Annotated in this window: 21 protein-coding genes; 7 read left to right on the plus strand and 14 right to left on the minus strand. The window is 59.8% G+C overall.

Annotated elements, in window-relative coordinates; all coding sequences use genetic code 11:
- Positions 1–18: 18 nt before the first annotated feature.
- The 3 genes from QP363_RS02280 to QP363_RS02290 all read left to right on the plus strand — a co-directional run bounded on the left by QP363_RS02280 (position 19) and on the right by QP363_RS02290 (position 3,286).
- Positions 19–1,125, plus strand: coding sequence for an LLM class flavin-dependent oxidoreductase (locus QP363_RS02280; RefSeq protein WP_284762239.1), 1,107 nt, complete (start codon positions 19–21; stop codon positions 1,123–1,125).
- A complete protein-coding gene (locus tag QP363_RS02285) occupies positions 1,126–1,803 on the plus strand; it encodes an FMN reductase (protein ID WP_070719219.1) in 678 nt (225 codons plus the stop codon).
- Positions 1,804–1,876: 73 nt separating this feature from the next.
- Complete coding sequence (locus tag QP363_RS02290; protein WP_070644879.1) at positions 1,877–3,286, plus strand: L-serine ammonia-lyase; 1,410 nt, start codon at positions 1,877–1,879, stop codon at positions 3,284–3,286.
- Here QP363_RS02290 and hisS read toward each other — a convergent pair.
- The 3 genes from hisS to tpx are packed head-to-tail and all read right to left on the minus strand — an operon-like array spanning position 3,283 to position 5,707.
- Positions 3,283–4,560, minus strand: a complete 1,278-nt coding sequence (hisS, locus tag QP363_RS02295; RefSeq protein ID WP_070446824.1) for a histidine--tRNA ligase — start codon at positions 4,558–4,560, stop codon at positions 3,283–3,285. The two genes, QP363_RS02290 and hisS, sit on opposite strands and share 4 nt — an antisense overlap.
- A gap of 5 nt (positions 4,561–4,565) precedes the next feature.
- Positions 4,566–5,210 carry an MBL fold metallo-hydrolase gene (locus tag QP363_RS02300; RefSeq protein ID WP_144656256.1) on the minus strand — a complete coding sequence of 215 codons (645 nt, stop codon included), beginning with the start codon at positions 5,208–5,210 and terminating at the stop codon, positions 4,566–4,568.
- Positions 5,210–5,707: a thiol peroxidase gene (gene tpx / locus QP363_RS02305; RefSeq protein WP_070644883.1), complete on the minus strand. Its 498-nt coding sequence runs from the start codon at positions 5,705–5,707 to the stop codon at positions 5,210–5,212. The genes QP363_RS02300 and tpx overlap by 1 nt, the downstream gene beginning before the upstream one ends.
- 107 nt (positions 5,708–5,814) lie before the next feature.
- Between tpx and QP363_RS02310 the strand changes: the two genes are divergently transcribed.
- From QP363_RS02310 to QP363_RS02320, 3 genes are all read left to right on the plus strand, one after another.
- Positions 5,815–6,675 (plus strand): peptidylprolyl isomerase, encoded by an 861-nt coding sequence (locus QP363_RS02310; RefSeq protein ID WP_070719217.1) that lies wholly within the window; start codon positions 5,815–5,817, stop codon positions 6,673–6,675.
- Between the two features lie 288 nt (positions 6,676–6,963).
- Positions 6,964–7,359: a hypothetical protein gene (locus tag QP363_RS02315; protein ID WP_144656253.1), complete on the plus strand. Its 396-nt coding sequence runs from the start codon at positions 6,964–6,966 to the stop codon at positions 7,357–7,359.
- Positions 7,360–7,416: 57 nt separating this feature from the next.
- Positions 7,417–7,671 (plus strand): hypothetical protein, encoded by a 255-nt coding sequence (locus tag QP363_RS02320; protein WP_070446814.1) that lies wholly within the window; start codon positions 7,417–7,419, stop codon positions 7,669–7,671.
- Between the two features lie 140 nt (positions 7,672–7,811).
- On the opposite strand, the gene QP363_RS02325 is transcribed toward QP363_RS02320, so the two are convergent.
- The 11 genes from QP363_RS02325 to ruvC all read right to left on the minus strand — a co-directional run bounded on the left by QP363_RS02325 (position 7,812) and on the right by ruvC (position 21,170).
- Positions 7,812–8,354 carry a DUF421 domain-containing protein gene (locus QP363_RS02325; protein WP_210386015.1) on the minus strand — a complete coding sequence of 181 codons (543 nt, stop codon included), beginning with the start codon at positions 8,352–8,354 and terminating at the stop codon, positions 7,812–7,814.
- 106 nt (positions 8,355–8,460) lie between these two features.
- On the minus strand, positions 8,461–10,560 hold the full coding sequence (locus tag QP363_RS02330) for a bifunctional UDP-sugar hydrolase/5'-nucleotidase (RefSeq protein ID WP_284762245.1): 2,100 nt from the start codon (positions 10,558–10,560) through the stop codon (positions 8,461–8,463).
- Between the two features lie 171 nt (positions 10,561–10,731).
- Entirely contained in the window at positions 10,732–13,029 is a 2,298-nt protein-coding gene (locus QP363_RS02335) for a bifunctional (p)ppGpp synthetase/guanosine-3',5'-bis(diphosphate) 3'-pyrophosphohydrolase (protein ID WP_284762246.1), read from the minus strand.
- A 34-nt stretch (positions 13,030–13,063) separates the two neighbouring features.
- Positions 13,064–13,618: an adenine phosphoribosyltransferase gene (locus QP363_RS02340; protein WP_070446808.1), complete on the minus strand. Its 555-nt coding sequence runs from the start codon at positions 13,616–13,618 to the stop codon at positions 13,064–13,066.
- Positions 13,615–15,228, minus strand: coding sequence for an ABC transporter substrate-binding protein (locus QP363_RS02345; protein WP_168166185.1), 1,614 nt, complete (start codon positions 15,226–15,228; stop codon positions 13,615–13,617). Before QP363_RS02345 ends, QP363_RS02340 begins: the two co-directional genes overlap by 4 nt.
- A gap of 3 nt (positions 15,229–15,231) precedes the next feature.
- Positions 15,232–16,395, minus strand: a complete 1,164-nt coding sequence (gene secF / locus QP363_RS02350) for a protein translocase subunit SecF (RefSeq protein ID WP_070644894.1) — start codon at positions 16,393–16,395, stop codon at positions 15,232–15,234.
- 2 nt (positions 16,396–16,397) lie between these two features.
- Positions 16,398–18,191 carry a protein translocase subunit SecD gene (secD, locus tag QP363_RS02355; RefSeq protein ID WP_210388765.1) on the minus strand — a complete coding sequence of 598 codons (1,794 nt, stop codon included), beginning with the start codon at positions 18,189–18,191 and terminating at the stop codon, positions 16,398–16,400.
- Positions 18,192–18,437: 246 nt separating this feature from the next.
- Positions 18,438–18,770 carry a preprotein translocase subunit YajC gene (gene yajC / locus QP363_RS02360; RefSeq protein WP_070644898.1) on the minus strand — a complete coding sequence of 111 codons (333 nt, stop codon included), beginning with the start codon at positions 18,768–18,770 and terminating at the stop codon, positions 18,438–18,440.
- 39 nt (positions 18,771–18,809) lie between these two features.
- Positions 18,810–19,895 (minus strand): Holliday junction branch migration DNA helicase RuvB, encoded by a 1,086-nt coding sequence (gene ruvB, locus QP363_RS02365; protein WP_070446798.1) that lies wholly within the window; start codon positions 19,893–19,895, stop codon positions 18,810–18,812.
- 15 nt (positions 19,896–19,910) lie between these two features.
- Complete coding sequence (gene ruvA / locus QP363_RS02370) at positions 19,911–20,519, minus strand: Holliday junction branch migration protein RuvA (protein ID WP_070446796.1); 609 nt, start codon at positions 20,517–20,519, stop codon at positions 19,911–19,913.
- A gap of 39 nt (positions 20,520–20,558) precedes the next feature.
- Positions 20,559–21,170 (minus strand): crossover junction endodeoxyribonuclease RuvC, encoded by a 612-nt coding sequence (gene ruvC / locus QP363_RS02375; RefSeq protein ID WP_070446956.1) that lies wholly within the window; start codon positions 21,168–21,170, stop codon positions 20,559–20,561.
- Between the two features lie 141 nt (positions 21,171–21,311).
- On the opposite strand from ruvC, the gene QP363_RS02380 reads away from it, so the two are divergent.
- Entirely contained in the window at positions 21,312–22,007 is a 696-nt protein-coding gene (locus QP363_RS02380; protein WP_083276479.1) for a nitroreductase, read from the plus strand.

Consider the following 22,007-nt stretch of genomic DNA (forward strand, 5'->3'; position numbering starts at 1 on the left):
CACAGAAGGGAGATTGGCATGCAATTCGGAGTTTTCAGCATTGGTGACGTCACGCAAGACCCCACCACCGGCCGCACCCCCACCGAGGCCGAGCGCATCCGCGCGATAACGGAAATCGCGCTCAAGGCGGAGGAGGTAGGGCTCGATATTTTCGCCACCGGCGAGCACCACAACCCACCTTTCGTCCCATCGGCACCCACCACTCACCTGGCCTATATCGCGGCACAGACAAAGAACCTTCAACTCTCCACTGCCACCACGCTGATCACTACCAACGACCCCGTCCGCCTCGCGGAGGACTACGCCTTTCTCCAGCACCTCGCCGACGGGCGCATCGACCTGATGCTGGGCCGCGGTAACACTGGCCCGGTCTACCCGTGGTTTGGCAAGGACATCCGCGAGGGCATCCCCCTCGCGGTGGAGAATTATCACTTGCTGCGCCGTCTCTGGCGTGAGCCCGTCGTGTCCTGGCAAGGAAAGTCCCGTACCCCTCTCCAGGGATTCACCGCCACACCGGCGCCGCTCGACAGTATCCCGCCCTTTGTCTGGCACGGCTCCATCCGCTCCCCGCAGATTGCCGAACAGGCTGCCTATTATGGCGATGGCTTCTTCCACAACAACATCTTCTGGAACAAGGAACACACCGCGAAGATGGTGAACCTCTACCGCAACCGCTATGAATCCTATGGGCACGGCCGTGCCGATCAGGCCATCGTGGGCCTCGGCGGGCACGTTTTCATCGGGTCTACTGAGCAGGAGGCGAAGGATTTCTTCCGCCCCTACTTCGATAACGCTCCGGTCTACGGCCACGGTCCTTCCCTGGAAGAATTCACGGCTCAAACCCCCTTAACGGTAGGCACCGTGGAGCAAGTGGTGGAGCGCACGCTGCAGTTTGCTGATTGGGTTGGTGACTATCAACGCCAGCTTTTCCTCATCGACCACGCCGGACTGCCGCAAGAAGTGGTGCTAGAACAGATCGAAATCCTCGGCACCCAGGTCGTGCCGGAACTGCGCCGCCGCTTTGAGGAACGCCGCCCAGATCATGTACCTTCTGACCCACCGACGCACGCCACGCTTGGCTCCTATCCCCCACACGCGCTGGTCAGCCCTGGAGAGGAGAAATAAATGCGCTCACTCGTGGTTGTTACGGCTGGGCTGTCCTTGCCGTCGTCGACGCGCGCGCTTGGTGACGCCCTCTCATCCGCCACCACCGCCCATGTCACCGCCCGGGGTGAAGGCGTGGACATCACCGTCGTGGAGCTACGCGAACTCGCGGGCGAGCTGGCCGAGGCCATGACCAACTGGGTCTCGCCCACGCCTCGTCTGAAGGCGGCACAGTCCGCCGTGCTGAATGCCGACGGTCTCATCGCAGTCAGTCCCGTATTCCAAGGAAGCTACTCGGGCCTGTTCAAGATGTTCTTCGACACCTTGGAGCCGCATTCCTTGGAGGGGCTTCCTACCCTTATCGCGGCCACGGGCGGCTCCAGCCGGCATGCGCTGGTCCTGGACTATGCCCTGCGGCCTCTACTCAATTACCTGCACGCCACGGTGGTCCCCACCGGCGTCTTCCAAGCCACGGAGGATTATGGCACCGCGGAGGGCGCGCGTAATGAAAGGCGCATCGAGCGTGCCGCTAGGGAGTTAGCGGATCTCATGGTGCGCCCGCTCGACCGGGTCGCTGGGCTTACGGGCACCCTCAGCGAAACGCAGGAAACGCCCCAGGACAGTTCCGAAGACATACTGGATTCGGATCCTGCAGGTTTCCGCGAACTCCTCTCCCGCCACGACGGCCAACCGGACTAAGCAGCTATGGAGGCCTCTCGGTACTATCGTAAAGCGTAACTTATTTAACGCTTCTAAGGAGGTTTGACCCCACATGACAATTAGCGTGACCGATATCTTCTCCATCGGCATCGGCCCTTCCTCCTCTCATACCGTCGGCCCCATGCGCGCCGCCAAGGCTTTCCTCGAGACACTGGATGAACACCCTGCAAAGGTCCACGTCGTACTGCGCGGCTCGCTCTCTGCTACCGGCCGCGGCCACGCTACAGATCGCGCCGTAATTTTGGGCCTTGCTGGTTGGGACCCACTGTCGGTGCCGCTCGACGCCGAGCCGCGCGCTGATGCCTTCATCCCCAGCGAGGGCTCCATCTCAGGCCCTGCAGGTAAGGTGCAGTACAGCATTGAGTTCAACAACGAGCCGGTGCCAGAACACCCGAACTGCCTGATTTTCACTGCCTGGGACGAAGACGGCTCCATCCTCGCCGAGAACACGGAGTACTTCTCCGTCGGCGGCGGCTTCATTCTGTCCCGCGAGGAGTACAACGCCCAGCTCGAAACCGACACTGGAGTTCCGGCCGGTGTCGCTGCGGCGACCGCCGAGGACGCCGTTCCTTATGAGTTCCAATCGGGTGAGCACCTGCTTCACCTGTGCGCGGCCAACGACATGGACATTTGGGAAATCGTCGCCGCCAATGAGGCAGTCCTGCACCGCGAAGAAGGCGGACTCGACTACGTCTACCAACACCTCGACCTTGTGTGGGACATCATGCGCGAATGCGTGACCGAGGGAATTTCCACCAAGGGAATCTTGCCTGGTGGCCTCCGTGTCAACCGCCGTGCGCCGCAGATGTACCAACAGTTGTTGGCCAAGCAGGACGACGAGTCTTGTGGCTTTTCCGCAATGGAATGGGTAAACCTCTACGCGCTCGCCGTCAACGAGCAGAATGCCGCCGGCGGCCGCGTCATTACTGCACCGACGAATGGCGCCTGTGGGATCATCCCGGCGGTGCTCCATTATGCCCGCGACTTTATGGCGGACTTCACGCGCGCCGATGCCCGCCGCTACCTGCTCACTGCGGGTGCCGTTGGCATCATCATCAAGTCCAATGCCTCCATCTCCGGCGCCGAGGTGGGCTGCCAGGGTGAGGTGGGCTCCGCCTCCTCCATGGCGGCGGCCGGTATGGCTGAGCTGCTCGGTGCAACCCCGGAGCAGGTGGAAAACGCCGCCGAGATCGCGCTTGAGCATAACCTCGGCCTGACCTGCGACCCTGTTGGCGGCCTGGTGCAGATCCCCTGTATCGAGCGCAACGCTATTGGCGCCGTCAAATCCATTAACGCCGCTCGCCTAGCGCGCATGGGTGAGGGAACGCACCACGTCACCCTCGACAACGCGGTCCGCACCATGGCCGAAACCGGACGCGACATGCTCTCCAAGTACAAGGAGACCTCGCTCGGCGGCCTAGCGAAGACGATGGGCTTTACCGTCTCCCAGGTGGAGTGCTAAACCAGCTGACGGAGCTGGTTGACGATGTCCCCCACAGGGACGTCGCGCTGCTCGTGCGCGCGCAGGTCCTTGAGCGCCACGGAGCCAGCCTCTAGCTCTTGGTCACCGAGGACGAGTGCGAAGCGGGCGTTGGCACGATCAGCGCCCTTCATCGCTCCCTTAAGGCCACGGTCGCCGAAGGACATATCGGCAGCAATGCCGGCCTTACGCAAGTCATTGATGATGCTGACCATCTTCTGCTTCGCCGCAGCTCCCAAGGCCACACCGTAGACGGCCACGCGCTCGTCGACACCCTCGAGCTCGACTCCCTCAGCCTCGAGGGCCAGAATGGTGCGGTCTACGCCAAGGCCATAGCCGATTCCGGACAGTTCCTGCCCACCAAGCTGGGCCATGAGGCCGTCATAGCGGCCGCCGCCACCGATGCCGGACTGCGCGCCAAGGCCATCGTGGACGAATTCGAAACAGGTCTTTGTGTAATAGTCGAGGCCGCGGACCATGCGCGGGTTGATGGTGTAGGGCACGCCCATGTCATCGAGCAGGCCGGTGACCGTTTCAAAGTGCTCGCGGCACTCGGCATTGAGGTGGTCAAGCATCAAGGGAGCATCAACAAGCTGCTCCTGGACCTCTGGGCGCTTGTCATCGAGCACGCGCAGGGGATTGAGCTCCGCGCGGGCCTTAGTGTCCTCGTCTAGATCCAGCTTGAACAGAAACTCCTGCAACTTCTCGCGGTAGGCCGGGCGGCAGTCGTGGTCACCCAAGCTGGTCAACTCAAGGCGGAATTGGCTCAGGCCTAGGCTGCGGTAGGAGCGATCCGCCAAGGCAATAATCTCGGCATCCAGCGCCGGATCATCCACGCCGATGGCCTCCACACCGACCTGCTGCAGCTGACGGTAACGGCCCGCCTGCGGGCGCTCGTAGCGGAAGAAGGGGCCGAAATAGTTGAGCTTCACCGGAAGTTGACCGCGGTCGAGGTTGTGTTCAATGACCGCGCGCATGACACCCGCGGTGCCCTCTGGTCGCAGCGTCACGGAACGATCACCGCGATCAGCGAAGGTATACATCTCCTTCGACACCACGTCCGTGGACTCCCCTACGCCGCGGGCGAAGAGCGATGTGTCCTCAAAGACGGGGAGTTCGATGTGCTGGAAGCCGGACAGGTGTGCCTGATGCACGAAGGCCTCACGGACCTTGGCAAAGATGGCCGATTGCGGCGGGACGTAGTCCGGCACACCCTTAGGCGCGGACAGGGCTTTGAACTGCTTCTTATCACTCACGCCCTTTAGAGTACATCCCCTGCTGCGCGTAGAAACGGATTAGTCGCGCGTTCACGTCGCATGGTCGTCGTCGGGCCGTGGCCCGGCAAGATAGCAAGGGAGTCATCAAGACCCCACACCGGACCGCGCAGTGAACGCTGCATCGCGGCGTGGTCGGAGTGTGGCAAGTCGGTGCGTCCAATGGAGCCTTTAAATAGCACGTCGCCCGTCAGGGCAATCCCCTCAGCCACGAGGATGACACATCCCGGGGAATGGCCCGGTGCATGGAGCACATCAAATTCAAGGCCGACAAGACTCAACGTTTCCCCGCCGATCAAGTCGCGGCGGTCCGCTACCTGCTTCATGGAAGCGGCAGCAAAGAGCATCTGCGACTCGGGGGACACACCGGAGCCATCCACCAGCATGAACGCGTCATCCGGGTGGATGTAGACCGGTAGGTCAAACTCGGCAGCGTCGCGCGTGTGATCAATGTGGCCGTGGGTGAGCACGACGGCTTCAAACTCCAAGGACTTCTCACGCGCGAGCTGCTCAAGCTTCTCGCGCGTATGCATCCCTGGGTCCACGATGAACGCCCGAGAACCGTTAGCCACCACATAGGTGTTGGTTTTATAGGGCCCAGCGGCGAAACCGTAGATTTCGGGAGCGCTCATTACTTGAGAGCTGCCAAAGCTGCGTCGTAGTCCGGCTCGGTCGTGACCTCCGGAACCAGCTCGGTGTAGGTCACCTTGTGCTCGGCGTCGGTGACGATGACCGCGCGGGCGAATAGGCCCTTGAGCGGGGAGCCTTCCAGGACGAGACCGAGCTTATCGGCAAAATCAGAGCGGAAATCAGAAGCGCTGACGACGTTCTCGATGCCTTCTGCAGCGCAGAAACGCTCCTGCGCGAAAGGCAGGTCGCGGGAGACGGACAGGACAACAGTGTTCTCTAGACCAGCTGCCTCTTCGTTGAACTTGCGCAGCTGTGCCGCACACACGCCGGTGTCCACGGATGGGAAGCAGGACACCACCAGGCGCTTGCCTGCGAAGTCAGCATTAGTCAGCTCTGCCAAGTCGGTTCCCACGAGGGTGAAGTCCGGCAGGGCGTCACCAACCTTGGGCAGCTCGGCATTGGTGTCGACGGGTTTATTCTGAAAATTCGTTGTAGCCATGGCACCCAAGCGTACTGACCCGCGGGGCGGCTCGCCACGGTGAACAACGGTGCGGTTAGGATGAGTGGGTCGAAAGTTTGTGAACCACCACAGTGAAGGAAACATAGGTGTCTACTAACAGCCAGCGCTTGGATGATGCGCTCAATCAGCTCGATCGCGAGCTGAAATCCCGTGACCGCAAACAAAAGAGCCGCCCACTGGGCGTTGTGCTCATGGCGGCCGTGGTCATTATCGCTCTCGTTGGCGGTATCTGGTTCCTGTCAACGCGCTCATCAGAGGAGGAGGAGATTCAGGCCGAGGAAAGCTCGGCTGCGAACACCACCACCGAAGCCCCCACTGCCCAGGCTTTGAGTGGCAAGCGCGCTAAGCCCCTTGGTGAGACCGTCACCTGCGAATACCCCGAGACCGGCGACGCTTCCCGTGAGGTCCCCACCCCGCAGGGCAAGGACATTCCTGCCAAGGGAGAGGTGACCGTCAACTTCGCCACCAAGCAAGGCGATATTGAAATGACTCTTGATCGCTCCCTAGCTCCGTGCACCGTCAACGCGATTACAGACATGATTTCGGCAAAGTACTACGACGACACCGTGTGCCACCGCATGACTGATGGCGGCATCTTCGTCCTGCAGTGCGGTGATCCCACCGGCAAGGGTTCCGGCGGACCTGGCTTCCAGTTTGCTAACGAATACCCCACCGATGAAGCTGACGACACAGCAATGGCCCAGCCGGCTCTGTACCCGAAGGGTTCCATCGCCATGGCTAACGCCGGTGAAGACACCAATGGTTCCCAGTTCTTCATTAACTACAAGGACTCGCAGCTTCCGCCTGCCTATACCTACTTTGGCAACCTGACGGAGAAGGGCCAGAAGACCATCGACGCCATTGCCGCTAAGGGCGTCAAGGATGGACAATCCGATGGTGAACCTGCTGAAGAGGTTCGCATCACCAAGGCCACCATCGAAAGCTAAGTTTTACCCCCTTTACGGTGATCAGCCTCGCACACGTTCAGTGAGCGGGGCTTTTCCTTTCCCGTCCCTCACCATCCATCACGGTCTAAGAATTTCTTAGCCTTGAGCTGTTCATTTAGCAAAGCATTCTTCGCCCAAAGGCGTCATATCGTGATAAACCCAGCTCACATGCGACAGTCAGCAGACCTTCAGACTCGCTATTCGAATGGTAGAACCCTTGCAAAACGCGTAGTGCCTCAGTACCATCTGTGAGGTCTTTGAAATTCCCGAGATACCTAAGGAACGAGAATGAAGCTCTTCTCCCGTAAGGCACTTGTTGCTGCCGCTACCGCCGCTACCGTTTCCCTGTCCGGCGTGACCGTTGCTACCGCTGAGACCACCAACGATGACACCGCCGCGGTAAACGACACCACCAACGACACCAACACCAACGAGGACGCCGGCAAGGACGCTCCTGAGTCTGAGGGCAAGAACAACACCAACACCGGCGACAACGGCAAGGACGGGAACAAGGACAAGGACAAGGACGAGGAGTCTTCTTCCTCTTCCTCCAATGACTCCGAGGGTTCCTCCATCTCCGACATGAGCCCGCGTGAGATCCGCGACTGGATCGCTGTCTTCACCGCTATCATCGGCGCTCTGGGCACGGTCTTCGCTTTCTACAACAAGTACTTCGCTAAGTAAGTCAGACCGAATAGCTCAGACTTTCCGTTCACATTCGAATCAGATTAGGACCACACCATGAAGTTCTTCTCCCGTAAGTCCATCGTTGCTGCTGCCACCGCTGCAACCATCGCTTTCTCCGGTACCGCAGTTGCTTCCGCAGCCCCGGTTGAGGATGACAGCTCCTCCAAGGCTTTCTTCGCTCTCTCCTCCGACGATGAGGGCAACATCAGCCCAAAGGAGATCCGCGAGTGGATCAAGGTCGTCACCTCCATCATCGGCGCCATGGATGACGCTATGCGTCTCGGCGACAAGCTCGCCGGCACCAAGTAAGCCACTGGCTCCGTACACTCCTCTTGCGCACTCCGCGCAGGAGGAGTTTTTGGTTTTCCGTCCCACCAGATACGGTGCCCCCGATAGGGTCGACGCGGCTTCTTAAGCACTCAATTTCTCAAGAAGCCAGAACATACAGGCTAGTCCGGTTCATCCACTTCCTCGATGCGCTCGGCGCCGAGGACGTCCTTGAACACGGAGGCATCAACAAGCTGGCCTCGACGGATGACGGAAATTTGGCCGGTTGGCTCCAAAATCATCAGCTGCACATCGCTGCGCCGGCCCAGGCCAGCTTTGCGCACTGCGGAATTGACGTCTCTCTCGGTAATGTGGGCGAAACTCATATTGTCTTCTTGCAGCTGCCCCTTGTACACGAGCAAGACTGGCTTGCGGTCGATGAACCGTGACCACGTCACCAGTTGGCGGAAGGTACCGAATGCGGCCTCCAAAAGCATCAGGGTGAAAAGTCCAATGATGCCGGCGGCGAGCGTCGGCGGGTTTCCCACGATGACGCGGCCAGAGACCGCACCAAACATAATGATGATGACGGCGTCAGAGGCAGTGATGGACGTCAGAACACGGCTGCCGAAAAGCTTGACCAGGACCATGAAGGCCAGATAGATACCCAGCGTTGCGAGCATCACCAGGGGGATGCGGTGAAGCTCAATGCCGAGCTGATACATTGCCTCGCGTCCAAAAAGCCTCAGTGTATCCACACCCTACTACCCTACCTTCCGGAAGAAAAAGCTAAAGCCCGCACCGTAGCGCGGGCCTGTGCATCAGAAATGACTAGATGTTGAACTGCTTGCGCAGCTGCTCAATTAACTGCTGTACCGGCGCTGGGAGTGCAGCAACCGGCATATTAATGGCACCGATGACTGCCGCCATCGCAGCAGCGATTGCGGCAGCTATACCTACGCCCAAGCCGATGGAGGACCCGGCGTCCTTGGCGGAACCGCCGTCCCGAGAGCCGTCATCCCCACCAGGGAACAGCGGCAGAACTGCTTCAGTACCAGCATCGGTAGTGATGAGCAGCTTCTCATCACCCGCCAGCTCCTCCGGGAGTGTGAGCTTGACGGTCGCGCGGCCGCGCTCACCGAACTGCTCGTCACCGGGCTGTGCTGCGTTGTCAATGTCTGCCTCGGCCTTAGCGTCACCCAGTGCAACGGTGACCTTCTTAGCCTGTGGCTCTTCTGCGTTGGAGTAGTTCAGGGAGGAAAGGTCGACAGTGATCTCCTCCCCCGGCTTCAGGTCACCAGACACGTGGGCACCAATCTGGCCCTGGCCGGTGCGAACCTTGGACTCGCCGGAAGCGATGTAGTCAATCATCGCCTGGGTGTCCATGTAGCCAACGTCATTGCGGTTCTTGATGGAACCGGGCTCGAAGAAGCCATCGCCGCCGGCCTCCGTCTCGCTGGAGGCAAGGAAGGAGGACAGAGCAATGCTGTAGTTCTTCTCCGGGTCAATCGGTTCACCGTTAATGGTGACAGACTTAACGCGCTTGCCCTGCTCAGCCTTCTGGTCGTAGACAACGGTGACGTTGTTGGACAGGCCCAGAGCCAGGCGCGGTCGGGACTGGCCAGGCTTCCACTGGTTCTCCAACGCGGTAATGAAGTCTGCGCCGCTAACCTCCGCGGTGATCACGTAATTACCGAATGGCTGAACGGCAAAGATGTCCTGGTAGGAAACATCACCTTGCTTGAGGTCGGCGCGCACACCGCCTGCGTTCATGACACCGATTTCGATGTCCTTGTCCGTCTGCTTAGATAGAGCATAGCGCTGGCCATCGGCAATAAAGTTGTTGAGGGTCGACTCCACACCGCGGTTGGTACCGGTGTCCTTGCCCTCATCAGAACCGCGGTACATGGCCTTCTCGGTGGTACCAGCAGTCTTGGCACCCTCAATCTCCGCTACCTTCTTTGCTTCCTCGACAACCTTAGCTACCTCGGGGTCGTCTTCGAGGCCCTGCAGCTGAGCGAAGACATCTGCGTCGGCCACGTCGTACTGCTTGAGATCAATCTTGGTGATCTTCTTCTCGGCCTTGTCGTAGGTGATGTCGGCGTCGTTAAGCACCTTGCCGTACTCGTAGCCCTGTGCCCAGTACAGCGGCAGTGCGTCCTCACGAGCAACCTCGCCCTGGGTCTTGACGTGAGTATCACCGCCAAAGAGGATATCCACATCCTTGTTGAAGCCCTGCGCGAACTGCTGAGCATCCTCGTGCATGAGCGCCACTACAACCTCGGCCTCGCCGGATTCCTTCAGGCGGCTGGCTTCCTTATTGGTGGCCTCGACGGGGTCGGAGAACTCGACACCTGGGATGGAGGCGGCGGACACCTTGTACTTGGTGTTGCTGGTAACGGTGCCAACGAAGCCGACCTTCACACCGTCTACCTCCTTGACGAAGGAAGCATCGAGCAGGGGCTTGCCATCCTTGGTGACGTTGGCGCCCAGGATCGGGAAGTTGGACTGGTCCTTGATACGGCCCATCAGGTCATCGGTGCCCTTGTCGAACTCGTGGTTGCCCACAGCCGTGACATCGAGGTTCATGGTATTGAGGGCCTCGTTGGTGTACTTGTCTTCAGAAATTGCAGACACGAAGGCGGAGCCGCCAACGTTATCACCGGCGGAGGTCAGGGCGTACTCCTGATCCTTGTTGACGGCCTTGATGAGCGCAGCCATGCGAGCAGCACCCATCTCGGTGTAGCCGCTCAATTCCTTAGTGTCCTTGTCGAACTCCTCAGCCAGCTCAAGGTGGCCGTGGAAGTCGGTGAAGTTAGTGACGGAGAAGGTCACTTGATCAGCCTCGGCGGCGAAGGCAGGTGCGCCGGAGATAGCAACGGCGGTAACGGTGGTGGCGGCCAACAGCTGGCCAAAGCGACGGAAGTTCACGTAGGTCTCCTGAGAATGAGAGGAATCTTGTCCACGTGTTTATAACGCATACATCACAATGGCGCAGCGCATGCTGAGACCACCACCAGCGGGTTTACGTAGGATCTTCTACGGTTTCACCCAGGCGCAACCTTGAGTTCAGCCACGCACCCCCGAATCAGGGGTGGCGGGTTAGGCGGTGACGCGATAAACGTCGAAGACACCCTCCGTGTTGCGCAACGTTGTCATGAGCTGGCCCAGTTGCTTGGTATCGGAAACCGAGAAGGAAAAGCGCACGGTCGCGATGTGATCATCACCGCGATTGGACGTCATCGACAGCACATTGAGGCTCTGCTCGCTGAAAATTCGCGTGAGCTCAAAAAGCAGGCCTTGGCGGTCGATGGCCTCCAATTGCAAGGTTGCGGCGAATGCACCGGAGGACTTCGGCCCGCCGGCCCACTCCACCTGCATCATGCGCTCCGGCTCGGACTTCAACTTTTCGGCATTGGTGCAGTCCGCTCGATGGACAGACACGCCACCGCCGCGGGTGACGAAACCAAAGATGGCGTCACCAGGCACCGGCTGGCAGCACTTCGCCAACTTGGCCATGACGTCTGGGCTGCCCTCCACCAAGATGCCGGTACCAGTTGCGGAATCCTTCGTGTGCTGAGCACGGGAGTTCTCCAGTTCGCTCAGTGGGGTACGCGAAGCCAAGGCATCGACGGCATCGTCTTGGTCCCCGAACAGGGCCATGAGCTGGTTGGCAACGTGCTGTGCCGACACGTGGCCCGCGCCAATAGCGGTATAGAGTGCATCCACATCGGGATAGTGCAGCTGCTCAGCCACCTGCTTCATGGAGCTGGCGGTAAACAGGCGGTGCATGGGCAAGCCGCCGCGCTGCACCTCAGCAGCCAAGGCATCGCGCCCGGCCTCGAGGTGCTCTTCACGGCGTTCTTTGGCAAACCACTGCCGCACCTTCGTCTTCGCCCGAGGCGATACAAGGAATTCCTGCCAATCCCGCGAGGGGCCAGCATTCGGATCCTTTGAGGTAAAAATCTCGACCTTATCGCCGGACTTCAGCTCCGATTCTAGAGCCACGAGCTTGCCGTTGACCTTTGCGCCGATGCACCTGTGGCCGACCTCGGTATGCACCGCATAGGCGAAGTCCACAGGGGTGGACCCCGCGGGCAGATTGACCACGTCACCCTTGGGGGTAAAGGAAAAAATCTGCTTGGCTGTCAGGTCATAGCGCAGCGAATCCAAGAACTCGTTGGGATCTGCAGCTTCCTTCTGCCAATCCAGCAGCTGACGCATCCACGCCATCTGGTCCACTTCTTCTTGGTGGCCCGAGTTCTTGCCCTTAGTTTCCTTATAACGCCAGTGGGCGGCCACGCCGAACTCCGCGTTATAGTGCATCTCGTGCGTGCGCACCTGCACCTCAAGGGTGGAACCGCCGGCCCCAATCACGGTGGTGTGCAGTGACTGGTATACGCCGAATCGCGGAGAGGAAATATAATCCTTGAAGCGCCCTGGAAGAGCTTGATACAGCGAGTGCACCACGCCAATGGCCGCGTAGCAGGAATTGATGTCATCGACGAGGATGCGGATTCCCACGAGGTCAAAAATCTCCGCGAAGTCGCGGCCGCGCACGATCATCTTCTGGTAAATCGACCAGTAGTGCTTCGGGCGCCCCATGACCTCGGCCTCAATACCATTAGCCTTGAGAGCCTGGCCTACCTGGGCCTTGATTTCCTTCAGCGCTCGATCGCGTGAGGGAGCACGATCCGCCACCATGCGCACGATTTCGTCGTACTTCTTTGGGTACAGGATGGCGAAGGCCAAATCCTCAAGCTCCCATTTGACGCTGGCCATTCCTAGGCGGTGAGCCAGTGGCGCAATGACATCGAGAGTCTGGCGTGCCTTCTTCGCCTGCTTTTCGGGCGGCAGGAAGCGCATGGTCCGCATGTTGTGCAGGCGGTCGCACACCTTGATAACGAGCACGCGCGGGTCGGTGGCCATGGCCACGATCATCTTGCGGATTGTCTCTGCCTCCGCGGCGGCACCGAGGGCGACCTTGTCAAGCTTCGTTACGCCGTCGACCAACCGGGCCACTTCGGGACCAAAGTCACGGGTGAGGTCCTCCAGCGAATAGTCAGTATCTTCCACTGTGTCGTGGAGCAAAGCCGCCGCGACAGTCGTGGTGTCCATACCAATCTCAGCCGCAATTGTCGCTACCGCCAACGGGTGCGTGATATAAGGTTCGCCGGATTTGCGGAAAACGCCTTCGTGCAGACGCTGTGCCGTGGTGTAGGCATTGTTGAGCAGCTCCGCATCCGCCTTCGGGTGAAATTCCCGGTGGATCGACATCAACGGGTCCAGAGCCGGATTGATCTTTACTCGACCACCTGTCAGGGAGCGGGCCAATCGCGCGGACATGCCGCGCACACTGCCTGGCCGCCATGCAGTCTTGTCCTGCTTTTCAGTCGTCATGTCTGCCTCCGCGAAGTAGCTTAGGCATACAACCTTAGTCCTTCGTCCCCATCTGGTTGAGCACAATCAACGGAGAACCTTGCAGGCGCTCGCGGCCCTCAAGTCCTTGGACCTCTAGGACCACGACGTTGCCCACGACTTCAGCTCCAGCGGATTCCAAGAGCAAGGTGGCGCCGTGGAGTGTGCCGCCGGTTGCGAGGACGTCGTCGACAAGCACGATGCGCTTGCCCTTAATATCAATGCCGCTACTGGGGATTTCCAGTGCTGCAGTGCCGTATTCCAGCTCGTACTCCTGGGTCAAGACGGGCGGTGGGAGCTTGCCCTTCTTGCGGATAGCCAAGATTCCTAGTCCCAGCTTGTAGGCTACGGCTGAACCAAGCAGGAAACCGCGTGCATCGAGGCCGCCGATCATGTCTGCGCCGAGCTCCTTGCAGGCCTCTGCTAAGCCATCGACAACGACGGTGAAGGAATCTGCGTCAGCCAACACCGGGGTCAGATCCTCGAAAAGAATTCCCTCCTCTGGGAAATCCTGGACAAGGCGCACCTTATCCTTCAAGGCTTGTGCTGCTGCGACGTAAATCTCGCTCACGACTCTTCCTTTGTTTCAGTTGCTGTTGTGGGGTTATAGCTCCAACGGTCGAGGTTCCACCCGATACCCGCAAGGCCAGTGTAGGGCACCACGCCGGTGACAGCGCGGTCGACAATGAATGTGCGAGGCTGCGCGGCGATGGGAATAGAGGGCAGCTCCTCCCACAATTCCTGCTCCAGATTCCGCAGCGCCGCCGCGTGCTTCACGCTAGAGGACGGCGCGGAATGCTCACGCATCGGGTCCACGGCGCCGAGGTAGACATCTATCTCCGGCTGCCCAGTTGCAGGATCCGCGGCCAATTGCGCACGGGAAACCCGCTCGCCGGAACGGTCCTCCACCATGATCCCCGCAGGTTCGCACGCGGCGCGGAGCTCCTCCACCATCGCCTTATAACGCGGGTTAGGCCCGAGGTAACCCACTCCGATGGTGTAGCCGGACAGACCGGATGCCGTTGCATTGTCTACAGGAACGGTTGTCAGCGAAGACATCTGCGCCGCGACCGGATCATCATTGCGCACGGTACGGACGGTGACAGCGGGGACGTCCACGCCAGATTCCTTCGATGAGACCTGCGCCAAGTGCTGTGCATCCACACAGGCCGCAAAGGCAGCGCGTGCCCAGGGCTGAGAAAAGGTCCCAGCCTCGGAGAATACTAAGGTGTCTGTCAGGCTTCCTGCCGAAGACGTCACCTCTACTGGCTTGCCTTCTGCATCCCGATCGAACCACGACGGTGACGCGGTGGCAGCCTCGGCAACGCGGAGCTCATCTGAGGCAACAAACGCGGCAGCGTCTGCGCTTCTCGGAAGCATGAGGATCTCGCGCAGGGTCGGCTTATCGCCGTAATAGTTATCGTTGGCGGTGAGCACAATGGCACCGTCATCCTCAACGCGCTCGATTTGATAAGGACCGAAGGAAACCTGTAACTCCGGGTCAAAGCGCCCAGGCTCCGTAGAGAAACCATAGCGCCACGCCTCTGCTACCGGCTGCAAAGTAGCTACGTCCTGAGAATGTAGAGCTGCATTGAGTTCTTCGAGGTTCATATCAGCCCGCTTGGCTAACACGTGTGCTGGGACAACCGAACCCGGCCCAAACAAATACCGCCACCGCGAGCCGGCATCAGGTGTAAACCATACGGTGAATTTCTTGCTGTGGGGCGCGCATTCCACTTCTGTCACTTCCTCCATCAGGGGAAGGTGGGAACCGAAAATCTCGCTCAACTGCCCGGCGGTGAAGGCCAAAAGGTAATCATCACAGGTCACGGCTTCACCGTCAGCAAAACGTGCTTGCTCAGTGAGCGTGAAGTCCACGTGCGCCCCAGCGTCCTCACCCTCGGCAGCAAAGAACTCGGCATCGGCGAGATCTGAATTAGGGACCATCTGCCCCGCCGGGCCCGGTACGTAGAGCGCCGGGAAAACACGGCTAGCCAGCTGGGCCGCCCCCACCGCATCCCCCCACGCCGTGGCTGCATTGCTGGTGGCAATGGGGGCGTCGGCCAGCACCGCAAAACGCGATGGCGGGGTGTCTTTGCCAAGGCCGCCTTCCTGTGCCCCGCATGCGGTCACAGTAAGAGCTACCGCGGCACACAGCGCCGCGAATGATGGACTACGCACGGCTTAGCGCCCAGGGCGCCAGGACGCCCCACCGGACTCGTCGCTACGCGGCCCGGATTCGGTCTGTGTTGCGGCTGGTGCAGAAGCTGCGGCCGGGGATGCCACGGTGCGTGTTGCCTTCGGCGCATCCTCATCCTCTGCTTCTGCAGTCCACCCCTCGGCGCGGTAGGCAGCGACCACCTCATTGTGCTTCTTAACGCTCTTGCGCTGATTCGACAAGGTCACCAGCAACGTGGTGGCCAGGAAGATGGAGGAAAAGACACCTTCAATAACGCCAATGAACTGAACCAATGCCAGATCGCGCAAAGTACCAATGCCCATTAACCACACGGCGACGATGAACAGCGCGATGATAGGCAAGGCCGAAATCACCGAGGTGGAGATGGAACGCATCACGGTCTGGTTGACAGCCAAGTTAGTGAGCTCGGCGTAGGTCTTCTTGCGTTGGCCTTCCAGCCCCGTTGTATTCTCATCCACCTTGTCGAAGACAATGACGGAATCGTAGAGGGAGAAGGTCAGGACTGTCAGCAGACCGATGATGACTGCCGGGGACACCTCGAATCCGAAGAGCGCGTAGATGCCCGCGATGAAGACACCGTCAAAGATGAGCGCGAGGATAGCGGCAAAAGCCATATCGCGCTGCAGGCGGACCGCCACATAGATGGTGGCCAGCACGAGGAAGACCGCCATGGCAATAACCATGCGTTGGGTGATCGACGAGCCCCAGGATTCCGACACCGTCGAGGAGCCAATTGCATCCGGGCTCGGCTTGCCGTTGTCATCCTTGACTTGGTAGGTCTCAAAGATAGCCTGGCGGGCTTGGTTAACCTCATCTTGCGACAGGCGCTCGGAGGTGATCTCCAGAGTCTCCGAAGAACCGGCGCCCACAATCTGCACCAGCTCCGGAGTGACACCGGTGGCTTCCGTGAAGGTTTCTTCTACCTGTTCAGTAGAAAGATCGCCTGCAGGCATGTTGAGTTTCGTGCCGCCCTCGAAATCAAGGGACAGATTGAAGCCGCGAAGTACGATAGCCAGGATCGAGGCAATAAGCAGCACGCCGGCGATGGTGTACCAGGTCTTAGCCCGGCCCACGAAGTCAAATCCACTGCCGTCCACATAGAGACGGTCAAAACGGGAAATCTTGCGGTTAGTAGTTTCGACAGCCATGGTTACTTCTCCTCATCCGTAGCAGTAGCGACGGGTTTCTTGGCCGGTTTGGCATAAAAGCCGCGTTCACGGCGTTCCTCCACAAGGTTGTAAATACCGCCTAGGCCGTTCATCGACGGCTTGGCAAAGGCTGGGCGGCTACCAAGAAGCTGCATGAGCGGTGCCATGATCAGGAAGGATACGACGAGGTCGAAGATGGTGGTGAGGCCCATGGTGAAGGCAAAACCCTTGACGGCGCCAATGGACAAGAAATAGACCACGACGGAGCCGATGAGGGTCACGGCCTTACCTGTGACAATCGTTGCTCGCGAACGCTCCCAACCAGTGCGGGTGGCGGAGCGGAAGGTACGTCCGCTCAAGAGCTCATCCTTCATACGCTCGTAGTAGACGACGAAGGAGTCAGCGGTGGCACCAATACCGATGACCAAGCCCGCCATGCCGGAAAGATCAAGCGAGTAACCGATCCACCGGCCCAGCAGAACCAGTGCGCCATAAAGCAGAACGCAGGTAGCGATGAGGACCAACAGAGCCACCGAAGACAGGGCACGGAAGTAGTAGATGGAATACAGCGAAACCAGGATGAGGCCCACGATGCCCGCGATGAGCGCTGCCTCAAGAGCTGCCTTGCCCAGCGATGGCGGAACGGTTTCTACCGTGCCCCCCGGCTCGCCGTTAGCGCCGGTAAAGGACAGTGGGAGCGCACCATAACGCAGGTTATTGGCCAAGTTCTGGGCCTCCTCCTGCGTGAAGTCACCGGTGATGGAAGTGGCAGAACCAACCGGGGTCGGGCCTTGGATTACCGGCGCGGAAATTACGGCGGAGTCGAGGGTGATAGCCACCTGCTTCTGGAGGTACTCCTGGGTCAGGGTAGCCCAGGTTTGCGAACCATTGGGGCCATCGCCGGTCTTGAAGGCGAAGTTAATCTCCATCTGACCAGTCTGGGAATTGAGCCCGCCTTGAATCGGGGCGTTGTTATCAATCTCGTTACCGGTCAGGCGAGTTCCGTTCGGATCTTCAATGCCGTCCAGCAGCGGAGCCGGGTTAAGAATATAGGGCTGCTGATTCGAGTAATCACAAGCCACCAAGGGCTTTGCAGGGTCGTCGGTACCTGCCAGCGGATCGGATTCCGCATCACAGGTCATCAGTCCCAAGGCTGCGGTCTGCACGGTGGGGTCTTCGGACTGGCGGTCCTTGAGCAGAACCTCAGTAACCTTGTCGCGGCGCTCAGTTTCCTCAAGGGAGTTCGCTGGGTCCGGAAGCGGCTTTTCGCTCACAGTCGGAGCCGGTGACTTGTCATCCTTCTCCTCGTCCTTCTGATCGCCGCCCTGGGCGGCGTCGGCACTCTGGTTGAGTGCCTCATGGATGGAGGCCAGCGACTGATCAGCATGCTCCGGAGTTACCACCCCGTACTTAACCCACCGGTTAGCCATATCCGTCATGGTCTTCTCAAGCTTGCCCATGTCTGGCATCGGCTGCTCGCCCACTGGGCGGAACAACAGCTGGGAGGTTTGGCCCACGGCCTGCGCCTGGGAGGCATCTTCACCGGGGACGGTAATGACCAAGCTGGAGCCACTGATGACGACCTCAGAACCGGACACGCCCATGCCATTCACGCGCTGCTCGAGGATGGTGCGCGCCTGCTGCAGCTGTTCCTGGGTGGGGTCTTCGCCCTGCGGCACCAGGGTTACGCGGGTTCCGCCCTGCAGGTCAATGCCGAGCTTGGGTGTTGGTGACTTATCACCGGTCAAAAATATCAGCGCATAAACCACGATGACAATGAGCGCGAAAAACGCCATCGCACGCTTGGGCCATTGCCGTTGACGGCTGCTAACGCCACCACGTTTCGAAGCGGACACAAAGATCTCCTGTGTTGTGAGGAACAGGGCTAAAAATCATAGGTCATGGCAGCAACCGCCGCGCACGCACTGGGCGCCGCGGTGCCTCCATGACTAAAGCACAGTCCACCATGGTACGTCATGGACTGTTGTTTTCCTTAACAGACTTAAGGTACGCGCCCGCACTGTGACGAGCGCAACGCAATCTTAGAGTTTCGGGAAGCGCTCGTCGTTCTCGTCCTCCGTCTCCACTGGCGCATCAGTGTTTGCGCCGGCTGCGTCAGCGGAGCGAACGATGGCCATCGTGTCGAAAGTCATCACCGTGCCGTCCTTCACCTGCAGATCAACCTGCTCGCCGCGGGTTTCGACGACGGTGCCGTGGAGGCCGCCGGCAGTAATCACTTCCTGCCCCGCCTGCAGCGAGGATTGGAGCTTTTGCATCTGCGCCTGGCGCTTGCGCTGCGCTCGCATCGACATGAAGCTCGGCAAGATGACGAGGATGGCGAGAACAAGGAGAAGAAGAAGTTGAGTTCCGTTCATAAAAGGCCAGTGTGCCAGACCGCCCTACCTCCGGGCCAATTAAAAAAGGGTCCCGCCAACCGCTCCCTCGGGCGCCTCCAGTCCTAGGTGTTGCCATGCGGCGGCTGTTGCCACACGGCCGCGGCCGGTTCGTGAGATCATGCCGGCACGCACGAGATAGGGCTCACAGACCTCCTCCACCGTCGATGGTTCCTCGCCCACCGCGATGGCTAGGGTATTCACTCCTACGGGGCCACCGCCGTGGCCTTTGATCAAAGCCCCGAGCACCGCGCGGTCAAGACGGTCCAATCCGCGCTCATCGACGTCGAAGACCCGCAGCGCTGCCTGGGCAGCTGCAACATTAATATGTCCATCCCCGTTGACTTCGGCATAGTCTCGGACTCGGCGCAAAAGCCGGTTGGCAATACGCGGAGTTCCACGCGAGCGGGATCCAATCTCTACCGCGGCATCCTGATCGATGTCCACCTCCAGAATCCGCGCTGCACGGCTAATTACCCGGGTGAGATCCTCAGTATCGTAATACTCCATCTGCGCGGTGAAACCGAAGCGATCACGCAACGGACCAGTCAGCATGCCCGCACGAGTTGTCGCTCCTACCAGTGTAAAAGGCGGGATTTCCAGCGGGATGGACGTCGCTCCTGGGCCTTTGCCCACGATGACATCGATGCGGAAATCCTCCATTGCCATGTAGAGCATTTCCTCAGCTGGGCGGGCGATGCGGTGAATTTCATCGATGAAGAGCACATCCCCCTCCATCAGATTCGACAACATCGCCGCTAGATCCCCGGCCCTCTCCAGCGCTGGGCCCGAGGTCATACGCAAGGAGCTTCCCAGCTCTTGGGCGATGATCATCGCCATGGTGGTCTTGCCCAGCCCAGGCGGGCCGGAGAGCAATACGTGGTCCGGGGTGACACCACGGTTTTTCGCGCCATTGAGCACGAGCGATAGCTGCTCGCGCACCTTGGGTTGGCCAATGAATTCATCGAGGGACTTCGGGCGCAGCGAGCGCTCAATATCGTGCTCGCCCTGTTGCTCTGTGGCGTCCACATCCTGGTTACGCTGCGGGGGCGAGCTTAAATCCATCCCCTCCGGAAGCTTAAATTCAGTGCGTTCTACGTCTGACATGTCACCCACTCTCCCCTACTTCTTGGCGCCAAGCTGGCTCAGCGCTGCGCGCAGCACCACCGGCGTCGCCGCATCGGGTTGCTCTGCCGCCACGGATTCCACCACGGGGCGGGCCATTTTATCAGTAAAGCCCAACCCAATAAGAGCCTCAACGACATCCTCAACCACCGGCCCGGCGGCAGCCGGGGCAGCAGCCGAGAGATCCGCGCCTTCTGCCGGGGCGAAAGCCTTGACCTTATCTTTGAGCTCCAGAATCAACCGCTGTGCAACGCGTTTGCCCACTCCCGGGATTTTCTGCAAGCGTGCGGCCTCCTCCCCCGCAATCGCCTGTGCCAAATCGCCCGCGCTCATCACGGACAGAGCAGCTAGAGCCAGTTTTGGCCCCAGCCCAGAAACCGTTTGGAGGACGTGGAACATATCGCGGTCATCCTGACTGGTGAAGCCGTACAGCGTCATCGAGTCTTCCTTTACCACGAGCGTGGTCATGATCCGCGCTTCCTCGCCACGCTGTAGGGTTCCCAGCATGGCCGGGGTGGCCAGGACCTTATAGCCCACGCCAGCGCATTCCAGCACGGCATGATCAAGCTGGATGTCTAGGACGGTTCCGCGCAAAGATGCAATCATTAATAGGGTTCCTTGGTGTGAGTGGTTGTGCCAGTTAGCTTAGGAGGTCGTCTTCGCCGCCCGGGAGACGGATGCGGTACGCGGCGAGGTGCCGCGTACTCCGCTCGTTCGTGCCCCGGCCCCGACGCCAGCGCTCGCATCACCGCCGGTCATCCATGCCAGGGCTGGCGCACGCCAGCAGTGACACACGGCTAGGGCTAGGGCATCCGCAGCGTCGGCCGGCTTAGGCGCCTCACTGAGCCCCAAGATTCGAGTAATCATGGCAGTCATCTGCTTCTTATCAGCACGTCCATTGCCTGAAATTGCCTTCTTGACTTCGGAAGGGGTGTACATGTGCACCGGAATATCCCGCTCTGCTGCGGCAAGGACCAATACCCCAACCGCGTGCGCGGTCTGCATCACGGTTGAGACTTGACCGCGTTCGAATACGCGCTCGAGGGCCACAACATCCGGCTTATAGTCATCCATCCATTCCCGGACTGCCACCGATAGTCGCTTCAGGCGCTCCCCTAAGTCCTTGTCGCTGGGGGTGCGGACGACCCCTACGGCGATGGGAATGACCCCACGCCCACGACCGGCTTGGACAACTGACAGACCGCAACGCGTCAGACCGGGATCAATGCCCATGACGCGCAACCCCTCCAAGTTCACGGCCGCCTCCTCGCCCTTGTTGCACGCGCCCTTGTGAAGCGCTTGTTTATCTAGGAACAGTGTACACACATGTGTTCTAGTCTAGGCAGTCCCCCAAGCCGCTTACTCGCCTCTCCTACTGCGCGGCGTAGAGTGGCGCGCATGTCTCAACATCCTAATGACTATTCAGAGTTTATCCGTTCCCGCCATTCACCGCGCGCATTCCTTCCGGAGCCGCTCCCCGCTGATGTCATAAAGCAGGTGCTTATCGACGCCCGATCCGCCCCCTCCAATTCCAATACCCAACCATGGAATGTGCACCTCGTCGGCGGTACGGCACTGCAAGAACTAAGCGCTGCTCTCATATCCGAATTCGATAAGAACGGCATCAACCCAGACTTCACGATTGATTACGGTCAAGGCGTTCACCCGCAGCGCTCTCAGCAACTGGCAGCCAAAATGTATGGGCTCCTCGGCATTGCGCGTGAAGATAAAGAAGCCCGCACGGAATTTATCCGTGAAAACCTTCGCTTCTTCGGTGCCCCGCACACCGCGCTGCTTTTCATTCCCCCGATGGGTGACCGCATCCGTGCCGCTTTTGACCAAGGCACCTATGCGGAGAATTTTTTGCTCTCGCTCCAGGCGCACGGCTATCACGGCGTCCCGCAGGGCATGATTTCGCTGCTCGCCCCAACCGTCCGTGAGTTCCTGGGCGTGGACGAGGATTACAAACTCGTCACCGCCCTAACTTTCGGCGTAGCAGACCAGTCCAGCCCCGTGTTCAAGACTGCCCCGGGCCGCGCACCATTGTCAGAGACGGTGACTGCTCATGGCATGGAAGGCCTCGAGCTCGACTAG

Source organism: Corynebacterium sp. UMB6689, from assembly GCF_030215295.1.
Lineage (GTDB): Bacteria > Actinomycetota > Actinomycetes > Mycobacteriales > Mycobacteriaceae > Corynebacterium > Corynebacterium aurimucosum.